The organism is Pseudomonas sp. NPDC079086, from assembly GCF_044542155.1.
Classification (GTDB): Bacteria; Pseudomonadota; Gammaproteobacteria; order Pseudomonadales; family Pseudomonadaceae; genus Aquipseudomonas.
Map to the genome: position 1 here is coordinate 153,509 of NZ_JBITTY010000001.1, position 19,638 is coordinate 173,146.

The following is a 19,638-nucleotide window of genomic DNA, read 5'->3' on the forward strand; positions in this document are numbered from 1 at the left end:
CAGGCAGTCCCCTTAGCTCGGCGCGCCGAATCTTCTGCCGGCGCTTTGGGGTGAGCATATCCCCGAGGGGCTGGGCGACCCGGTGCAAAAACGACCGGGGGATTGCCGAAAGCGTCAAAGCCAAGTCGCCTATGGATAAGCCGCCGAATGTGCGGCCAACCGACTGCATGACTGAGAAAGTAGAGCGGTTAATGAGGGGAGGCGGTAACGGGGGCGCAGAAAGCACAAAGGGGAGCCTAGGCTCCCCTCTAATTGGGTGTGTGCTTTATTTTTATTATTGGGCGACTTTTATTGTTGTTTTAATCGCTTTCTATTGCTGTCATCGCGCTCGGCGACCCCAGATGGGATCAAGGGCAAACGTATTTTTTTGGTTGCTGATACAGCCATCGCCACTGCTTAAACAACTGCAATGATCCAACCGGCACACCGAGCTACCTCAAGGTAGTTTTATTCTTATCGGCCTGGTTGCGGGAAAACCCGGATCGCATACCCTTTCCAAAAAAATCTGTTTGCGACTCGTGGGTAATCTTGTTTTTGTTGTGCCTTGAGTCGGTACGATATTTCTGCAGATGCTTGTTATTGTTTTTGTGCAATAGACAAAGCATTTCACGTGCCAATTTTAAAAATTAATTATAAAACAATGACATATAAATAATATTCAAATTTCATGACGCAAGAAGACACAATTCTGGGGCGCTGCTACTCGTTTGTGTTCCCGTTCCCGGCTGAGCGGTAACACTTTGTGCAGTAAGTTGCGCACATGGGTAGGACTGAAAAAAATGCCCGCGGCAAGCCGCGGGCAGCAAGGTGGCCACGTGGGCCTGAGCGTGTAGCCGTTACGACGGGCGACCAACCCGCCAGCCACGTTACTTGGCCGCGACCCCCTTCAAATAGGGCGCGGGCGCAGCACCAAGGTTGTTAAGCATGCGCTCGCTGTACCAGTCGACAAAATTGACCACGCCGAACTCGTAGGTCTTCGAGTACGGGCCAGGCTGGTAGGCGGTGGAATTGATGCCGCGCTGGTTTTCTTCAGCCAGGCGACGGTCCTGGTCGTTGGTGGCGTCCCACACCTGACGCAGACGGGCCACGTCGTAATCCACGCCTTCCACCGCATCTTTGTGCACCAGCCATTTGGTAGTAACCATGGTTTCCTGGGCGCTGATCGGCCAGACGGTGAAAACGATCAGGTGATCGCCCATGCAGTGGTTCCACGAATGCGGCAGATGGAGGATGCGCATCGAACCGAGGTCCGGGTTCTGGATGCGCCCCATAAGCTTGTTGCAGCCCTGCTTGCCGTCCATGGTCATCGACACGGTGCCCTTGAGCAGCGGCATGCGCACAATACGGTTACGCAGGCCAAAGCTGGCGTGGGCGTATGGAATCTTCTCGGCCTCCCACTTGGCGGATGACTCGGCAACGTGGTCCTTGAATGACTGATTGGCGCGCGGATCAGTGACGTCGTCCCACTCCAGCAGGGTATTCAGCAGCTCCGGGTGCGAACCGTTGCAGTGGTAGCACTCGCGGTTGTTCTCCAGCACCAGCTTCCAGTTGGCCTTTTCCATCAAGGTGGTTTGCACCGCCACCTTGGTATTTTCCATGTCATAGGGCTCCATGTAGTGAGCCAGGGTGCTGAGAAAGTCGTCGATGGCCGGCGGGGTTTCTGCCAGCGAGATAAAGATATAGCCGCCCGCCACCTTGCAACTCACCGGTTTGAGGTTGTAGTCATTGAGGTCGAAGTCGGCGCCCATTTCGCTGCCGGCGAACAGCAAGCGCCCGTCGAGCTCATAGGTCCACTGGTGGTAATGACAGACCAGCTTGGCCACTTTGCCCTTGTCGCTGGTGCACAAACGCGAGCCACGGTGGCGGCAGACGTTATGAAAGGCGTGCACCACGCCTTCAGCACCGCGAATAACGATGATCGGGTTATCGCCAATTTGTAATGTCAGGTAATTGCCCTTGGCCGGGATCTCGCAGGTCATACCGGCGATCAGCCATTCCTTGTGGAAAATCTCCTGCATATCGATCTTGAACAGGCGCTCATCGTTGTAGAACGGCTGCGGCAGCGAAAAGGTGCGCTCGCGGTTCTGCAGCATCTCGGCGGTGGCCTTGCGTGCGGGCTCCAGCGGATCGCCCAGGCTCAGGGTGGAAGTGACGTCCATCGGTAACTCCTCAATGGCTGTCGTCTAAGACAACGGCCGTAAAAGTGGCTAATTCAGTATGGGTCTGCTGACCCTCACGCAAGGTGGCGTCGTTGCCCCATTCTGCGCCTGCCGATGGCGACTGGATGAAAGGGGAATTCGCTCGTGACCTTTTGCTTCGGCTGGCTGCGAGTGTGGCGCTGAGCGTAGGCGAAACCTTATCTACGGGCGACATGCCTGCATCCGTTTCCGACGCGGCAAACCACGGCCTATGCGGCAGGTCGCGATAAGCATGTAAATGTCGCTGGCAGATAAATGAGTCCGCCAGCCAGTACGCACAATCCGCTCCATACAAGGCCGATGTCCGGCCGTGCGGAGACGTCCATGACGACGAACGACTTCCTCAACCCGGTTACCACCCAGACCTGGAGCAACGGTCGGCATATGGTGCGGTGCGTCAAGGTCATCCAGGAAACCTGGGATGTGCGCACCTTCTGCTTTATGGCCGATCAGCCCGTGCTGTACTTCTTCAAACCCGGGCAGTTCGTCACCCTGGAACTGGAGATCGACGGGCAGCCAGTGATGCGTTCCTACACCATCTCCAGCTCGCCATCGGTACCCTACAGCTTCTCTATCACCATAAAGCGGGTGCCTGGCGGCAAGGTTTCCAACTGGCTGCATGACAACCTCAATGACGGCGACGAGCTGCCCGTGCACGGCCCGGTCGGGCTGTTCAACGCCATCGACTTCCCTGCTGACAAGGTGCTCTACCTCAGCGGTGGCGTCGGCATTACCCCGGTGATGTCGATGGCTCGCTGGTTTTACGACACCAACGCCAACGTCGACATGGTCTTCGTGCACAGCGCACGCTCGCCGAAAGACATCATTTACCACCGCGAGCTGGAACATATGGCCGCGCGGATCAACAACTTCAGCCTGCACGTGATCTGTGAAAAACACGGCCTGGGCGAGGCCTGGGCCGGTTATCGCGGCTACCTCAACCAGAAGATGCTCGAGCTGATTGCCCCGGATTACCTGGAGCGGGAAATATTCTGCTGCGGCCCAACGCCTTATATGAATGCAGTCAAACGCCTGCTCGAAAGCAATGGCTTTGATATGCTGCGTTACCACGAGGAGTCCTTCGGTGCGACGCCGCCGGAAGTACGCGCCGAGGTCAAGGAACTGGCCGCCGAAGCCGCCGATGCCGATCCAGTGCCAGCCGCCGACCAGCACCAGGTGGCCTTTACCAGCACCGGCAAGAGCATCCGCGTCGACCCGGGCGAAACCGTGCACGCCGCCGCTGCCAAACTTGGCCTGCATATCCCCAAAGCCTGCGGCATGGGCATTTGCGGCACCTGCAAGGTCATGAAAACTTCGGGTGAAGTGGCCATGGAACACAACGGCGGCATCACCGACGAAGACGTGGCCGAGGGCTATATCCTGTCCTGCTGCAGCGTTCCGCAGGGTGATGTGGCGATCGAGTACTAAGGACCACAGCGCACACAGCAAAACGCCGCACTCGCCTTCAAGGCCGGTGCGGCGTTTTTGTTTGCGCGCAATCCGCTGCGCTGGGCTGTTATAGGGTGGATGGGGGCGCCTAGCTGACGCTTTATCCATCCACCAATCCTGCGCACGCTATCGCGGGCAAGCCCGCTCCTACAGGTAATTCAGCGCGGCTTAGAGCCTGACACTGGCGTACGTTGACTCGCCCTGCGCGCGGGTCAATGCGGCCATGGCCGAGGATGGCGATGGGCGCATCAGGTCTTCCGGCATAGGCAGCAGCGCCACCACATTGCCGCCCTGCTGGCCGGCGCGCTCGTCACGCGGCGGAATACCGAAGTATTCGCGGTAGCACTTGGAGAAGTGCGGCGTGGAGACAAAGCCACACACCGAGGCCACTTCGATGATCGACATGCTGGTCTGCTTGAGCAGTTGGCGCGCGCGAATCAGGCGCAACTTGAGGTAGTAGCGCGACGGCGAGCAGTGCAGGTATTTCTGGAACAAGCGCTCCAGCTGACGCCGCGAGACATCGACATACAACGCCAGTTGGTCGAGGTCGATCGGCTCTTCCAGGTTGGCTTCCATCAGCGCGACGATTTCCTGCAGCTTTGGCTGGTTGGTGCCGAGCATGTGCTTGAGCGGCACGCGCTGGTGATCCTGCTCGTTGCGAATGCGCTCGTAGATAAACATCTCGGAAATCGCTGCCGCCAGTTCGCGGCCATGCTCACGGCCAATCACGTGCAGCATCATGTCCATCGGCGCGGTGCCGCCGGAGCTGGTGTGGCGATTGCGATCAATCGAGAACAGGCGGGTGCTGACGCCTGCGCGCGGGAAGGCTTCCTGCATCGAGGCCAGGCATTCCCAGTGCACGCTGCAATCGAAGCCGTCGAGCAGCCCGGCCTTGGCCAACGCCCAACTACCGGTGCATACCGCGCCCAGTTGCGCGCCATGGCGCGCCTGGCTTTGCAGCCACTGCACGTGCTCGCGAGTAACGCTGTGCTGAATGTCCACGCCACCACAAACGACCACCGCATCCAAGCGCGGTGCAGTCAGCAGACTGGCGTCCGGGGTGATCTGCAGGCCATCGCTGGCGCATACCGGCAAGCCGCTCTGGCTGAGGGTGTGCCAGCGATACAACTCCTTGCCGGACAGCTGGTTGGCCATCCGCAGCGGCTCGACGGCAGACGCCAGGGAAATCAGCGTGAAGTTGTCGAGCAGGAGAAAGCCGATGGACTGCGGCGCACGGCTCTGGGGTTGTGCCCCTTGAGTGAACTGTGACATCAGGTAAACCCTCACGCGAAGCAAAGCACGGTAGTGAGCCCCTCTATAGGGTGGCTCTTCTTATGGGTCTGGGACTGCACAACACCAGATCGACAACCAGCACAACGCAAAGGCCGTGCCTAAATTGATTGGGCGTTCAATTAAAAATAGCGACGTTAGTCCAAGACTAGTGCCACTAGGCGTTGGCAGGAGCGACAGAAGCATTCTGATTACGACCGCAAACGCCCGTTTTACGGGTGCTTGAGCATTTCGGTAGCACTGCCTAACCGGTGCTTTGTCACCCCGCTACGCAGGGTAAAAATGCAGCGGTAACGGACCAACGGTCAGGCCTTGCTCAGCGCCACTGCACCGCCCTTTTCAGCGCACCGAACACAGCTGCACCGCAATCGTGCACAGCACTCGCTACGCACCCACATTGGCCACACAAGCCTGCGTCCAACCCAGCAGGATTGCGACACAACCGGCCGTAAACCGACTCAGCACTCGACAGCGCTAACCGCCAGCCCACCGCGCGAGGTTTCTTTGTACTTGTCGTGCATATCGGCACCGGTATCGCGCATGGTGCGGATCACCCGGTCCAGGGAGATAAAGTGCTGGCCATCGCCACGCAAGGCCATCTGTGCGGCGTTGATCGCCTTTACCGCCGCAATCGCGTTGCGCTCGATACACGGCACCTGCACCAGGCCGCCGACCGGGTCGCAGGTCAGGCCAAGGTTATGTTCCAGGCCGATTTCCGCGGCGTTTTCCACCTGTTCGGGCGTTGCGCCAAGAATCTCCGCCAGCCCGGCCGCGGCCATGGCGCAGGCCGAACCGACCTCGCCCTGACAGCCGACTTCGGCCCCAGAGATGGAGGCGTTTTTTTTGCACAAAATGCCAATGGCCGCTGCGGCCAGCAGGTAGTCCACCACATTGGCTTCACTGACCGCCGGACTGAACCGCACAAAGTAATGCAGCACCGCCGGGATAATCCCCGCCGCACCATTGGTGGGCGCAGTAACCATGCGCCCACCGGCAGCGTTTTCCTCGTTGACCGCCAAGGCAAACAGATTGACCCACTCCATGCCGCTGAGGGTGGAGCCGATCACATTAGGCTTACTCATTTCCTGCAAGCTGCGGTGCAACTTGGCGGCGCGACGCTTCACATTCAGCCCGCCCGGCAGGATGCCCTCATGTTTGAGGCCCTGCTCCACGCACTCACGCATGGCCTGCCACAGGCGCATCAGTCCGCTGCGGATTTCCGCCTCACTGCGCCAGGCTTTTTCGTTGGCCATCATCAGTTCGGAAACGCGCAGACCGCTGCTCTGACAGAGCTGCAACAGCTGCGCGGCGCTGTTGAAGTCATACGGCAACACGGTGTGATCCTGATCCAGCTGGCCACTGGCGGCCTGTTCGGCATCCACCACAAAACCGCCGCCCACCGAGTAGTAGGTGTTCTCGTGCAACAGGCTGCCATCAGCAGCAAAGGCGCTAAGCGTCATGGCATTGGGGTGATACGGCAGATTTTCCTCGAGCAGGAGCATGTCGCGCTGCCAGTCGAAAGCGATGCCTACGCGACCGCCGAGCTGCAACTGACCGCTGGCCAACAGTTCGGCGATACGCGGCTCGATGCTGCTCGGGTCGATCTGATCCGGCCACTCCCCCATTAATCCCATGATCACCGCACGGTCGCTGCCATGACCAACACCGGTGGCCGACAGCGAGCCATAAAGGCGCACCTGTAACCGCGCCGTGCGCTCCAGCAAACGCCGCTCGGTCAATGCGCCGCTGAACAGCGCTGCCGCGCGCATGGGCCCGACGGTATGCGAACTGGACGGGCCAATGCCGATCTTGAACAAGTCAAACACGCTGATAGCCACGACACTCTCCTGCACGGTTGCTATAGGCAAACCATGATCAGGATTTACTCATGCCGCCGTCGCCCCACACCGACCCGCCCATGCCTAAATCCGTCAGCGCCTGACTCAGCAAGCCTGTGCGCCAGCGCGCAGTTTTAGCTGCCCCGGCAGCGAATCACGACAGCAGCATTCTGGTTGCGACGCCACGCATAGGCAGCCAAGGAAATCTGTCGGCATGATCGCGACGCCCACGGATCGGCCAGCCATCATTTGCTCTGCCCGTCCTGGTGCTCAATGAAGCGCCTGCCCCAGGCGCACCCTGACACCGCAACCGGGAGAGGCTTGATGAAACCGTATAGACGCTGGCTGCTGGCCGCCGCCATGTTTACCCCCCTGCTGGCCCAGGCTGCCGACCCGCCAAGTTGCAAGCTGGTCCGCTTCGCCGACGTTGGCTGGACAGACCTGATCACGACCAACGCCGTGACCCGCCTGCTACTCAGCGAGCTGGGCTATCGCTCGCAGGTCAAGAGTCTGTCACTGCCGGAGACCTTCAAGGCGCTGCACGACCGTGAGGTCGACGTGTTTCTCGACACCTGGCTACCCAGCTCAGAACAGGACATCCGCCCCTACCTGGACGACGGCTCGGTGGAACTGCTGACGGTCAATCTGGAAGGCGCCAAGTACACCCTGGCGGTCAACCAGGCCGCCTACGATGCCGGCCTCAAGGATTTCGCCGATATCGCCAAGTTCAGCAAACAGCTCGACGGCAAGATCTACGGGATTGAGCCTGGTAACGGCGGCAACCAACTGATCCAGCAGATAATCGATAAGAACGCCTTCGGCCTTGCCAACTTCAAGCTGGTGGAATCCAGCGAGACGGAGATGATCCTGCACGTCAAACGCGCGGATCACCTAAACAAATGGGCGGTGTTCCTCGGCTGGGAACCGCACCCGATGAACAACCAGCTGAACATGCGCTACCTGAGCGGCGGCGATGACTACTTCGGTCCCAACTTGGGCGGCGCAACGGTCTATACAACCGTGCGCAAGGACTTCGTCAGCCAGTGCCCAAATGTCGGCCGGCTGCTCAAGAACATACGCTTCAGCCTGGAGATGGAAAACGACCTGATGGAGGCCATCCTCAACAAAAACACCAATCCACGTCGGGAGGCAAAAGCCTGGTTAAAAGCCAACCCACAAATACGCGAGTCCTGGTTGCAGGGCGTAACAAGACTGAACGGTCAATCAATAAAAACCGCCGAAAACCTGGCCAGCGAAAATTAATTTGTCATTTTTTTCGAACAGCGCGCAGCCCCCTACTCATCGCGCCTGCGGCCATTTGAAAAGCTGCAAACCACGCCCGGCGTGGCTTGCAGCCTTGGCGCTGGGGGTAAAAAGTCTGTTATGGTTTTTTTAGCCAACGGGTATGTCGTCGCGCAACACGTCAGAGTCGTAAACCGACAATTGCGACAACTTGAAGACTATATCGTTGAGTCAGCCGATTTCGTCGCTGTCGCCTAAGCAGGGTCGACAGACCGGGAGCCCACAGCCCCGGACCGAAGAATATATAAGAGCTGGCTCACCACTTAATGGGTGCCAGCCCAACAAGAAATTTCGGATGTACGCGCACCTCGGGTCGAGGTGTGTAAAACCCAAGGATGGGACTTCGTAACACTGCCAGAGGGTTTGGAACGCGGTTTGCAGCACGGCATAGCAAGGTTGACTCGACAGTACGCCCCTATAGCGTCCATTGCCCACAAGGCGACTGGAGCGTTGCAGCGGTTGTGCCTGAGTGCCCTGAATATGTTGCGCGGCAAGGCACGGCCCCTACCCCGGAACCCAGTAAACCCACACAGGCAAGAACAGTCGGCATCACCGTAAGTACGCCAGCTGGCGTAGGCGCGGTTCCGCAGCACTGATCTGGATGTCTACTGAAGGGGAATCATCCCATGCAGTCTGGAAAAATCGTCGTCGAAAACCTCTACAAGGTGTTCGGCGCAGAGCCACAAGAAGCGATCGACCTGCTCAAGCAGGGCTGGAGCAAGGAGCGAATTCTTGCGGAGAAAGGCGCAGTAATCGGCGTCAGCGACGTGTCCTTCAGCGTCGAGGAAGGTGAAATATTCGTGCTAATGGGCCTCTCCGGCTCTGGCAAATCCACCCTGATCCGCCTGATCAACCGCCTGGTTGAGCCTAGTGCAGGCAACGTCTATATCGACGGTCAGAACGTCGCCAAGATGCCCAAGTCGGAACTCATCGATTTGCGCCGCCGCGACATGAGCATGGTCTTCCAGTCCTTTGCCCTGATGCCTTCGCGCAGCGTGTTGGACAACGCCGCCTTCGGCTTGGAAGTGGCCGGTAAGAGCAAGAAGGTCCGCGAAGAGCGCGCCATGCGTGTACTCGAGCAAGTTGGCCTGGACACCTTTGCGCACAAGATGCCGCATGAACTGTCCGGCGGCATGCAACAGCGCGTCGGCCTGGCCCGCGCCCTGGCGGTTGACCCGTCAATGATCATCATGGACGAGGCGTTTTCCGCCCTCGACCCGCTCAAGCGCCGTGAGATGCAGGACGTGCTGCTCGAGCTGCAGAAAACCGACCGCCGCACCATCATCTTCGTCTCCCACGACATCGAAGAAGCCATGCGCATCGGCACCCGCATCGGCATCATGGAAGGCGGCAAACTGGTTCAGGTCGGCACCCCGCAGGAGCTTATCGACAACCCCGCCAACGATTACGTGCGCAACTTCTTCAACACCGTCGACACCAATCGCTACCTCACCGCCGGCCAGTTGATGGCCAACAGCGTGCCGATCTACGTGCACAACGGCAAAGCCCCGGACGCGCAGACGGTTTGCCAGGAGCTGCAGGCGCTGGACAAGCACTACGCCTTTATCGTCGACGAGCAGAACAACTTCCAGGGCTCCATCAGCCTGGAAAAAATCGCCCTCCTGGTCGAAGGCGGCACCAGCTGCGGCCTCGACGGCGATGTCCTCAAGCAGATCAATCCAATCGCTGAAAACACCCCGCTGGATCAGGTGATCGAACGCCTGGTGGACAACGAAGGGCCGATTCCGGTGATTGATGAACATGGCCACTACAGCGGCGCCATCAGCAAGGGTCGCCTGCTGACTCGCCTGCAGGGAGAGTCCCATGAGTGAGAAAAAACTCGACCTGGGTAGCTGGGTTAATGACATCGTCCAGCACCTGCTGGACAACTACAGCGACGGCTTCGACAGCGTTGGTGCCGTAGTCAACGGCTTCTCCGAAGGCATCGAATGGCTGCTGATGCTGCCGCCGGCCTGGCTACTGATCGCCATCTTTATCGGCCTCGGGCTGTGGCGCATCGGCTACAAGTTCGCCATTTTCACCGCCATCTCCTTCGTGCTGATCGTGCTTACCGGCTTCTGGGAACAGACCGTGGTGACGCTCGGCCTGACCTTCTCCGCAACGCTGATCAGCCTGCTACTCGGCATACCGCTGGGTATCTGGGCGGCGCGCAGCGAGCGAGTAGCGACCATCATCCGGCCGATTCTCGACTTCATGCAGACCATGCCGGCGTTCGTTTACCTGATTCCCGCTGCCATGCTGTTCGGCCTCGGCCGTGTACCGGGGATCATCGCCACGGTGATCTTCGCCATGCCGCCGGCCGTGCGTCTGACCAACCTGGGCATCCGCCAGGTGAATAAAGAGATCATCGAAGCCGGGCAATCCTTCGGTTGCACCCCGCGTCAGCTACTGTTCAAGGTCCAGCTGCCCAACGCCATGCCGTCGATCATGGCCGGGGTTAACCAGACCATCATGATGGCACTGTCGATGGTGATCATCGCCTCGATGGTTGGCGCAGGTGGTTTGGGTAACGACGTATTGGCGAGTATCCAACGCCTGGATATCGGCCTCGGTTTCGAAAGCGGCATGGCCGTGGTGCTGCTGGCGATTATTCTCGACCGCATCACCGAAAGCTTCGGTACGCCGCAAACCGCCAAACGCAGCAGTCTATTCAGTTGGTTCAGCGGCAAGCTTCAACGCCAGTAATCTAAATTTAACCATCACAGGGAATCGCAGATGAAGACGATTAAACAGCTCGCAGGCGTTGGCCTGCTCTCCGTAGCCATGCTGCAAAGCGCCTGGGCGCAAGAGCCGGAAAGTTGCAAGATGGTGCGCTTCGCCGAAATCGGCTGGGCTGACATTGCCGCCACCACCGGCGTCGCCATGACCCTCAGCGAAGGCCTGGGCTACCAGACCCGCAAGATCATGGCCTCGGTACCGATCGCCTTTACCGGCGTACAAAAAGGCCAGATCGACGTATTCCTCGGTTACTGGGCGCCCTCGATGGACGCCGTGATCGAACCCTTCACCAAGGATGGCGGCGTCAAAGTACTGCCCAAAGCCAACCTCGAAGGCGCCAAATACACCCTCGCCGTACCGACCTATGCCGCTGAAGCGGGCCTGAAAAGCTTTGCCGACATCGCCAAGTTCAAAGACCAGCTGGACGGCAAAATCTTCGGCATCGAGCCAGGCAACGACGGCAACCTGCTGATCGACGGCATGATCAAAAGCAACCAGTTCGGCCTCGGCGAATTCAAAATGATCGAGTCCAGCGAAGCCGGCATGCTGGTCCAGCTGCAACGCGCCGTGAAAAAGAAAGAACCCGCAGTATTCCTCGGCTGGGCACCACACCCAATGAACACCCAGTTCGACATCACCTACCTGGAAGGTGGCGATGACGTCTTCGGCCCAGACTTCGGCGCGGCCAAGGTCTACACCGTAGTGCCGCCGGATTACGAAGCACGCTGCGCCAACGTCGGCAAACTGCTGAACAACCTGCAGTTCACTGTGGAAATCGAAAGCCAGCTGATGGAAAAGGTTCTGGATAAACAGAACCCCACCGAAGTGGCGAAGAACTGGATCAAAGCCAACCCAGCGATCCTCGACCAGTGGCTGGCCGGTGTAACCACTTACGACGGCCAGGACGGCGTTGCAGCGGTGAAAAAGCACCTCGGCCTGTAAGCCACACCGCGCCGCCAGCAGTGATCTGCGGGCGGCGCGGATAGTTGAAGCAACTTAATAAACACCTCACCAGCGAGGCCACACGGCCATCGTTTGGTTTGTTGCAGCCGCGATTTACCTTGCGGCGCTGTAGAAGCACTTGCAAGCAAGCCTTAACCACGCAACCCAGTACCAACCAGCTAGGCCCGCAAGAAGAACGCGCCAGTAACTCACTGAACTGCCACTCTCACTGACGGAGCAAAACCTATGCGAAATCTGAAGAACCTCTGCCTGCAAAGCCTCGGCGTCGCCGCCCTGGCCCTCGGCATGAGCACCGCCATGGCGGCTGACAAACCCACCCTGAAAATTGGCTACGTAAACGGCTGGGACGACAGCGTCGCCGCCACCCATGTAGCGGGTGAAATCCTCCAGAGCAAACTCGGCTACACCGTCGAGCTTAAGGCAGTAGAACCGGCCATCATGTGGCAAGGCGTAGCCCGTGGTGACCTCGACGCCACTCTCTCCGCCTGGCTGCCCGCCACCCACGGCGAATACTTTGAAAAACTCAAAGACAAGGTTGAAGTGCTCGGCACCAACTACGCCGGCGCTAAAATCGGCCTGATCGTGCCCGACTACGTACAAGCGAAAACCATCGCTGACCTGCAAACCTACGCCAAAGACTTCGACGGCAAAATCACCGGCATCGACGCCGGCGCCGGCGTAATGCGCCGTGCCGAAGAAGCCATCACCGAATACACCCTCACCGACATCAAACTGATGCCAAGCTCCGGACCAGGCATGGCCACCGCCCTGACCCGTGCCGAGAAGGACAAGAAAGCCATTGTCGTTACCGGCTGGATCCCACACTGGATGTTCGCCAAATGGAACCTGCGCTTCCTCGAAGACCCGAAAAAGGTCTTCGGCGATGACGAACACGTCGACACCGTTGCCAACCCAAGCATCACTACCAAGGCACCAGAAGCAGCAGCCTTCCTGAAGAAATTCTCCTGGAGCGGTGAAGAAGTCGGCGCCGTGATGCTCGCCATCCGCGACGGCGCCAAACCGGAAGACGCCGCCAAAGACTGGATCAGCAAAAACCCAGAGCGCGTAGCCGAGTGGCTTAAATAAGCCAAGGCTGCACCTCTATATATGAAGCGGGCTACGGCCCGCTTTTTTGTGCCTGCGAAATGACGGTGGGGAATGTTCTAGAACGGGGATGGGTCGAGTTATGCTACTGCACGCCTGCCAACGCGCGTGAGTCGCGTTGTAGATACATCCTTATAGGGACAGTTTTGGATCAGCCAGAAGACCCAGCCATTACGTTAAGCAGGCATACACATAAAGCCACTTGCACGTTAACCAACAGGGAGTTTGTTGAATGCGCTTACTTAAAGGAATGTTCTGCTCCGTTGCACTTATAACGATCTTCATTCTGCCAACGTTCGTTGAGGAGGCTGCCGCTCAATCTCCAGTACGTGGGAACTATGCATTGATCTATAACGGCGCAGGTGCAGATCCTGACAGCACAGAGGCGATTGCTGACATTGCAGGTAAGAGCGGCCTGAAAATCCAGTACGTGAGCAACCTGAGCGCACTGCCAATGCTGCTGGATAATGCGCGTGTTTTTATCCTGGGCGGGACGGATGATGATGTACAGCCATTGCTTGAAGCCTTTACACCCACTACGCGCCAAGCTTTAAAGGCATACCTGCAAAACGGCGGAAGGTACTTGGGCGTCTGTGGCGGGGCGTTTTTAGCATCTGCCGGCTGGCATGATGAAGGTGATTTTTTCCCAGCCTTGGGTCTTACCCCGGCAGAGTCTGATGCGTATGACGAAGACTTTGCGCCCAAGATTTACCCAATCACATGGCTTGGCGAAACACGCCGCATGTACTATCAGGCAGGGCCCGAATTTACGCTGCTGCCAGACGCTGAGTTCACCCAGATTATCGCAAGCTATGACAACGGCCAGCCAGCAGCGCTCGTGAATGCCTACGGTCAGGGCAAAGTGGCCGTTTCAGGTCCGCACCCCGAAGCGCCGAGCAGTTGGAAAAACGAGGCTTTTAACGGCCACACGATGCAAGACAACACCCGTTTGGCTGAAGCGTTACTGCAAGCACTGCTTTCGGATCAGCCCGTATCAATCGATCAGCGTTAGCCGACTAGGGTGAACTAAAGGGGACAGATTTATTTATCGCAAAATAAATCTGTCCCCTTTGCCACCACAAGCCTCACGGAGCAGTCTTGATCATCTTGCACACAACTCGCATGCGTCTGGAGCCGATTACCGAGCAGCACCTAGACGGTGTGTACGCAATGGACCAGATCCCCGAAGTCATGCGCTATATCAGTGGCCAGCCGGCGACACGTGAACAGACCGCGGCCTGGGTCGCCCGAGTTCAGCGATGCTGGGCTGCTTGGGGTACCAGTTGGTGGGCCTTCATCGACCCCACAAGCGGCCGTGTCGCTGGTGCTGGCTGCATTCAGTACGCCCGTCGCGAAGCCGACCTTCCCGACGACCTGGACAGCTTGCGGAGCAACCCACTCGAGATTGGCTGGCGACTGCATCCCGATTTCTGGGGCAAAGGCATGGCCAGCGAGGCAGCGCTGCGCATGGCTGAGTTCGCTTTCGACTCTCTTGCCGCCCAGGAACTGATCGCTGTGCGCCACCCTGACAACGTCGCGTCAGCACGCGTGATGGATAGGCTGCACATGCACTACCGAGGCCTAGAAACTTGGTACGGTACACTCGAGGCTACCCATGTGGTCACTCGCGACGAATGGCTGAAGACTTGACCCGAAACCCTCAAAGCCGAGCTGGAACCCGGTGATGCCTAAGGAAACTCTGAAAAAAAGTACAGGCGGATCAAGTAACCACAGAATCGTAACCGCGGTCTTCGGACTATTCTTCGTCGTGCTTGCGGTCGCAATTGTCGTCGTGTCTGACCGCACTGCCGCCCCCCTACTCGCCGCTGCGGTCGTTAGCGCCTTGGGCATTGATGCCATTGCCAGCGCATTCCGCAACAAGCCTTCGCTGCTTTCCCATATCGGGCCATTACCGTGACGACCATAGGCATGACGCCCAAGAAGCTAAAGTGCTCGGAGTGATTTATTTTTGATCTACTCAGAGCCATCAAACCGCTAGGCAGCTCGCCAAAACCGCTTTCTTTGTATACCCCCATTAACCAACCCGGCCTAAAACAATGAACCGCCGCAAAAAGATCAAACAGCTACTAGAAGCTCACGCCAAAAAAGCCAACGCCAAATTGGCACCAAAAAAGAAATCCACCTACATCAGCAAAGCCGACCGTTTAAAGCTGGCCGAAGAAGCCAACCAAGACTCAGAAACCATGCCTGAAAGCTGACTTATTTGATTTCAGCGCACAGGATGTGCCTGCATATTAAGCCGAATCACCAGTAGCTTTATCCAGCATGCAACCGCCTAGAAAACAGCAATAGTGTCGCCCGATAGCAAAAGGAAACTTGCCCATATGAACGTACTTATACTTCCAGGTATCGGAAACTCAGGACAAGATCACTGGCAAAGCCACTGGGAACAGACGAATAGCAACTATATACGCGTCAACCAATCGGACTGGGACAACCCCATCTGCGCTGACTGGATAGCGTCACTCGAAGACAGCGTCAAACGTTATGGCGCAGATACGATTCTGGTTGCCCATAGCCTGGCATGCCTGCTGGTTGCGCACTGGGCGGCGCAAACCAAACTGCCGATCAAAGCGGCCTTGCTGGTCGCCGTGCCAAACCCTAAAGGCCCAATATTCCCCACCCAGGCAATAGGGTTTGATCCATTACCAATGCAGCGTCTGCCGTTCAAATCTACGGTTATCGCCAGCACCAACGACCCCTACGGTGGAGTTGCATACGCTGAAGAATGTGCAGCTATTTGGGGCAGTGATCTTGTAAACATCGGCGCAGCCGGCCACATCAACAGCTCTAGTGGCTTGGGTGCTTGGCCCGAAGGGCACAGGCTCCTGCAGCAACTTAAAGCCGACTGACAACGTTTAATCTTGCTCGCCTCATGCGCAATTAATGAGTACAGCTCGCAGTTTAATAAACCGTGATGAACTACAAGGAAGAACGCTCATATGCCTGGCCAATACCCAAACAGAATCAAACAGCTGCCCTTATTCGACGGCCGCTTCGACGCCTATAAGCTTGAGGCCAAAGACAGCACCGTGCTGTTTGCCTCCTACCCCGCCGGCACCTCCATCCCGCCGCATACCCATGACACCGATAACCATGGCGTGATTACGCGCGGCGAATTGATCCTGAGCATGAATAACCAAACCATCAGGGTTGGCGTAGGTGAGTGGTATCACGTACCTGCAAACGTTGAGCACTCGGCTTTATTTGAGGTCGAGACCGATGAGGTTGAATTCTGGTATGTGTAAGGACTGAGCATTACGCCAAATACCGAAAGGAGAAAAGGGAATCGGTTCAGGTGCCATTTACCGGGGTGAATAGATAAATACGCCCACCCTTTTATTTAGTTCGACTGCTGGCCGGCATGTGCAATAAGCCTGCTTGAAGCCAGCCGTCGTTGGAAACCTCAATTATCCATGGATGGGCGCTGCACGTGATTAATCATACAAACACCCTTGCAGGGCAATTTGAGTTAGAACAAAGGAACCGTCTTCTCAATGTCGATGCGTTGCGCGGGTTTGCGCTGTTAGGCATTCTTGCAGTGAACATATGGGCGTTCGCAGACCCCTACTACACCACAACACAGTCCAATCCCGTTTATGCATCAGGGCTTGATCAAGCGGTTCGTTTTTTCATCTCGCTGTTTTTTGAAACCAAGTTCTACTTGTTATTTTCCTTCCTGTTTGGCTACAGCTTCACCCTACAAATGGCATCAGCCGAACGGGCTGAAAGGGCATTCTTCCCACGAATGCTGCGGCGCCAGAGCGGACTGCTCGCAGTGGGCTTGTTGCACGGCGCCGTTCTCTACTACGGCGAGATACTCTCCATCTACGCAATATTAGGATTGATCCTTTTGGCCTGCCGGGGCTTCCCACCTGGTCGCGCAGTGAGGGTCGGCGTCGGGTTAGTCGTGACCATGGGCATGCTGTGGATGCTGCTCGGGGTCGTTGCAATGACTCAAGACGCGGCGATGGGCTCAGACCTCACCAGTGTGAACGCGAAACTGGCTGCATTCAGTGACGACGCAATGGCAACACTTGGCTACCACACGAGCCACTTGCCGGAGACGGTTGCGACGCTGGTGATGCTGCAGGGGCCAAGTGCGATGGCAATGTTTTTCTTGGGACTAGCGGCCGGCCGTGTCCGCTTTTTCGAGAATCCTGATCGATACCGCATGTACACGCATCGGATCTTGCTGATTGCTTTGCCGATAGGAAGCGTCGGAGCACTCACCTACGCGCTGACAGCAACCTACGTTCCCGGCGGCGCCTATGAAATCATCGCCTTCGGACTCGGTCAGTTGACGGCACCTTTACTCACGTCATCTTACGTAGTGGCGGCACTTATGCTGTTTCGGACAAAGCCAGGGCAGCGTATTGAGCAGGCACTCGCACCCATGGGGAAAATGGCGCTGACGAACTATCTTGGGCAATCCCTACTTCTTGGCATCCTGTTTACCGGATACGGGTTTGGATTGATTGATCGACTCTCGCCGTTGATCGTTCTTGTGATTGTGCCTTTCGTTTTCGCCATTCAGTTGTTATTCAGCCGCTGGTGGTTGAAACATCATTTATATGGGCCAGGAGAATGGGTGCTGCGTGCGATCACCATTGCGGCGATTCCCGCTTGGCGGCGCAATCAAAATGCCGTCCAACAAACGCTTGCAGCGGGCGATGCTGCAACCGCCGCTGAACCGAAACCTAGTGGCCAGTCAGATCAAGGCGTTTCTGCAACAAGGCCATTTCAACCATGATTCCTAATGAGTGGCCAGTAGCGCGAATATCCGAACATGCCCATGACCAGCCCGCCCGATAAGCCCAAACCAAACCGCAGCGCCTTCTGGGCCAGACGAATTAATACGCTGGCGCTGCTTTGCCTACTCGGCCTGCTGCTGCCGCTGCTCTCGCACCTGCTCGCAGACTCCGCAGGCACGCTGGCCTGGCTGATCGACCTGGCCAGCCATTGGCAGTGGCTGTTCCTGTTGGGGCTAGTGGTGTTTACCGGGTTGGCCTGTTGCCGTGATAAGCGCTGGGCCATTTTGTTGTTAGCGCTGCCGCTGCCCTGGCTGACGGCATCCACGCCGGCACCGGCGAGCGATCCGCAGGCCCAGGTGTTTGCCGTGGCCAGTGCCAACGTCCATCTAGATAGCCGCAACACGCAAGGGTTAGCCACTTGGTTGGCGCAGGAAAAGCCGGATGTAGTGGTGCTGCTGGAGGTTTCCCCGGCCTATGCGCATGGCTTGCGCACGCTGCGCGATTACCCCTTTCAACACATCGTTGCCCAGGACAGCCCCTTTGGCATCGCCGTGCTGTCGCGCCATCCGCTGCAGCAGATCGAGGTGATTGAGGATGCGCAGGGGATTGCTCATATCGAGGCGCAGTTGCAGTGGCACGGCCAGCCGGTCGGGATTATCGCCCTGCACCCGATGCCACCGCTTTCGCCGCAGTATCACCGCGTGCGTAACACCAAGTTGGCAGCCCTGGCCAGGCAAGCTGCAGCCAGCGGCATACCGACGGTTTTAGCCGGCGACCTGAATGCCACGCCTTGGTCGTCGGCCTTTAGCGGGCTGGCGCAATTGGGTTTGCGCCGTGCCAGCGGTTTGGCCGCGACCTGGCCGGCCGCCTTAAAGGGCATACTCGGGTTACCTATCGACCATGTACTGGTTTCGCAGCATTGGGCGGTGGTGGCGCGCCAAGTAGGCCCACAGCTGGGCTCGGATCATTTGCCGATACTGGTACGCCTGGTGCCGGTGCTAGAGAAATAAAGGCGAGAGGTTTACCTTGCCTAACCGCCTGCCCCCACAGCATGCCATTCCAATCACTGAGGGACCACCATGATCACCTGCCATATCCGCTATGTGCTCGACCCGCGCAAACTCAAGGAATTCGAGCACTACGGCAAGCTGTGGATTGCCCTGGTGGCGAAGTTTGGCGGTACGCATCACGGTTACTTTCTGCCCTCGGAAGGTGCCAACAATATCGGCCTGGCGATGTTCAGCTTCCCCAGCCTGGCGGAGTACGAGCAGTACCGGCTTAAATCTTTTGCCGATGCCGAGTGCCTGGCGGCCTTTAAATATGCGGAAGAGACCCAGTGCGTGATCAGCTACGAGCGCACCTTCTTCCGCCCGGTATTCGATGCCTGACTGAACCTTAATTGCCGAGTTACGCGCCATGTCCCAGCTAGCCCACTTGCAGTTAATGGCCCGCTATAACGCGTGGATGAATGACAAGCTCTACGAGGCTGCCGGCCAGCTGTCGCCGCAGGCGCTGAGTGAGGATCGCGGGGCGTTTTTCCCGTCGATCCTCGCCACGCTGAACCATATTGCGGTGGCCGATATCATCTGGCTTAAGCGCTTTGCCGAGCACCCGGCCTGCGCTGACTTGCGCGAAGCGATCAGCGATCTGCAACGGCCAGTCGCACTGGATCAGCTGTTATTTGACACCTTCGCGCCGCTGCATGCTTTGCGCGGCCGACTGGATGGGCAAATCAGCGATTGGGCGGCGACGTTGACCGAGGCGGACCTGGAATATGTGCTGGCCTACGGCAATATGAAGGGCGTGCCGGCGCAGCGCCCGTACGCCAGCCTGATGCTGCATTTCTTCAATCATCAGACTCATCATCGCGGCCAGGCCAGCACCTTGCTGCACCAGGCCGGGCAGGATATCGGCGTGACCGATTTACTGTCGCTAATCGCCGACGTTGAGCCGCGCTGACACCCGCAACCAGCGGACAGG

The 19,638-nt window shown here is 57.9% G+C and carries 19 protein-coding genes; 16 read left to right on the forward strand and 3 right to left on the reverse strand.

The window, feature by feature from the left end; genetic code table 11:
• Nucleotides 1-866 precede the first annotated feature (866 nt).
• Entirely contained in the window at nt 867-2,159 is a 1,293-nt protein-coding gene (gene gbcA, locus ACIGEK_RS00685; protein WP_397491490.1) for a glycine-betaine demethylase subunit GbcA, read from the reverse strand.
• 363 nt (nt 2,160-2,522) lie between these two features.
• Between gbcA and gbcB the strand changes: the two genes are divergently transcribed.
• Nucleotides 2,523-3,626 carry a glycine-betaine demethylase subunit GbcB gene (gene gbcB, locus ACIGEK_RS00690; protein WP_397491491.1) on the forward strand — a complete coding sequence of 368 codons (1,104 nt, stop codon included), beginning with the start codon at nt 2,523-2,525 and terminating at the stop codon, nt 3,624-3,626.
• A 189-nt stretch (nt 3,627-3,815) separates the two neighbouring features.
• Here gbcB and ACIGEK_RS00695 read toward each other — a convergent pair whose 3' ends face one another.
• On the reverse strand, nt 3,816-4,919 hold the full coding sequence (locus ACIGEK_RS00695) for a GlxA family transcriptional regulator (protein ID WP_397491492.1): 1,104 nt from the start codon (nt 4,917-4,919) through the stop codon (nt 3,816-3,818).
• Nucleotides 4,920-5,395: 476 nt separating this feature from the next.
• Nucleotides 5,396-6,775, reverse strand: coding sequence for an L-serine ammonia-lyase (locus ACIGEK_RS00700; protein ID WP_397491493.1), 1,380 nt, complete (start codon nt 6,773-6,775; stop codon nt 5,396-5,398).
• A 324-nt stretch (nt 6,776-7,099) separates the two neighbouring features.
• On the opposite strand from ACIGEK_RS00700, the gene choX reads away from it, so the two are divergent.
• From choX to ACIGEK_RS00775, 15 genes are all read left to right on the forward strand, one after another.
• Nucleotides 7,100-8,038 carry a choline ABC transporter substrate-binding protein gene (gene choX / locus ACIGEK_RS00705; RefSeq protein WP_397491494.1) on the forward strand — a complete coding sequence of 313 codons (939 nt, stop codon included), beginning with the start codon at nt 7,100-7,102 and terminating at the stop codon, nt 8,036-8,038.
• 665 nt (nt 8,039-8,703) lie between these two features.
• Nucleotides 8,704-9,909 (forward strand): glycine betaine/L-proline ABC transporter ATP-binding protein, encoded by a 1,206-nt coding sequence (locus tag ACIGEK_RS00710; RefSeq protein WP_397491495.1) that lies wholly within the window; start codon nt 8,704-8,706, stop codon nt 9,907-9,909.
• Nucleotides 9,902-10,783 carry an ABC transporter permease gene (locus tag ACIGEK_RS00715; RefSeq protein ID WP_397491496.1) on the forward strand — a complete coding sequence of 294 codons (882 nt, stop codon included), beginning with the start codon at nt 9,902-9,904 and terminating at the stop codon, nt 10,781-10,783. Before ACIGEK_RS00710 ends, ACIGEK_RS00715 begins: the two co-directional genes overlap by 8 nt.
• A gap of 30 nt (nt 10,784-10,813) precedes the next feature.
• On the forward strand, nt 10,814-11,758 hold the full coding sequence (locus ACIGEK_RS00720) for a choline ABC transporter substrate-binding protein (RefSeq protein WP_397491497.1): 945 nt from the start codon (nt 10,814-10,816) through the stop codon (nt 11,756-11,758).
• Between the two features lie 246 nt (nt 11,759-12,004).
• Complete coding sequence (locus tag ACIGEK_RS00725) at nt 12,005-12,865, forward strand: glycine betaine ABC transporter substrate-binding protein (RefSeq protein WP_397491498.1); 861 nt, start codon at nt 12,005-12,007, stop codon at nt 12,863-12,865.
• 250 nt (nt 12,866-13,115) lie between these two features.
• Nucleotides 13,116-13,895, forward strand: coding sequence for a BPL-N domain-containing protein (locus ACIGEK_RS00730; protein WP_397491499.1), 780 nt, complete (start codon nt 13,116-13,118; stop codon nt 13,893-13,895).
• 86 nt (nt 13,896-13,981) lie between these two features.
• Nucleotides 13,982-14,533 (forward strand): GNAT family N-acetyltransferase, encoded by a 552-nt coding sequence (locus tag ACIGEK_RS00735; protein WP_397491500.1) that lies wholly within the window; start codon nt 13,982-13,984, stop codon nt 14,531-14,533.
• Between the two features lie 34 nt (nt 14,534-14,567).
• Nucleotides 14,568-14,801: a hypothetical protein gene (locus ACIGEK_RS00740; protein ID WP_397491501.1), complete on the forward strand. Its 234-nt coding sequence runs from the start codon at nt 14,568-14,570 to the stop codon at nt 14,799-14,801.
• A gap of 139 nt (nt 14,802-14,940) precedes the next feature.
• A complete protein-coding gene (locus ACIGEK_RS00745; protein ID WP_397491502.1) occupies nt 14,941-15,102 on the forward strand; it encodes a DUF2986 domain-containing protein in 162 nt (53 codons plus the stop codon).
• 126 nt (nt 15,103-15,228) lie between these two features.
• Complete coding sequence (locus tag ACIGEK_RS00750) at nt 15,229-15,756, forward strand: RBBP9/YdeN family alpha/beta hydrolase (RefSeq protein ID WP_397491503.1); 528 nt, start codon at nt 15,229-15,231, stop codon at nt 15,754-15,756.
• A 90-nt stretch (nt 15,757-15,846) separates the two neighbouring features.
• A complete protein-coding gene (locus tag ACIGEK_RS00755) occupies nt 15,847-16,152 on the forward strand; it encodes a cupin domain-containing protein (protein WP_397491504.1) in 306 nt (101 codons plus the stop codon).
• A 149-nt stretch (nt 16,153-16,301) separates the two neighbouring features.
• Nucleotides 16,302-17,657, forward strand: a complete 1,356-nt coding sequence (locus tag ACIGEK_RS00760; protein WP_397491505.1) for a DUF418 domain-containing protein — start codon at nt 16,302-16,304, stop codon at nt 17,655-17,657.
• A 42-nt stretch (nt 17,658-17,699) separates the two neighbouring features.
• Nucleotides 17,700-18,668 carry an endonuclease/exonuclease/phosphatase family protein gene (locus ACIGEK_RS00765; RefSeq protein WP_397491506.1) on the forward strand — a complete coding sequence of 323 codons (969 nt, stop codon included), beginning with the start codon at nt 17,700-17,702 and terminating at the stop codon, nt 18,666-18,668.
• Nucleotides 18,669-18,737: 69 nt separating this feature from the next.
• Nucleotides 18,738-19,046: an NIPSNAP family protein gene (locus ACIGEK_RS00770; RefSeq protein ID WP_305592764.1), complete on the forward strand. Its 309-nt coding sequence runs from the start codon at nt 18,738-18,740 to the stop codon at nt 19,044-19,046.
• A gap of 28 nt (nt 19,047-19,074) precedes the next feature.
• Complete coding sequence (locus tag ACIGEK_RS00775) at nt 19,075-19,617, forward strand: DinB family protein (RefSeq protein WP_397491507.1); 543 nt, start codon at nt 19,075-19,077, stop codon at nt 19,615-19,617.
• Nucleotides 19,618-19,638 lie beyond the last annotated feature (21 nt).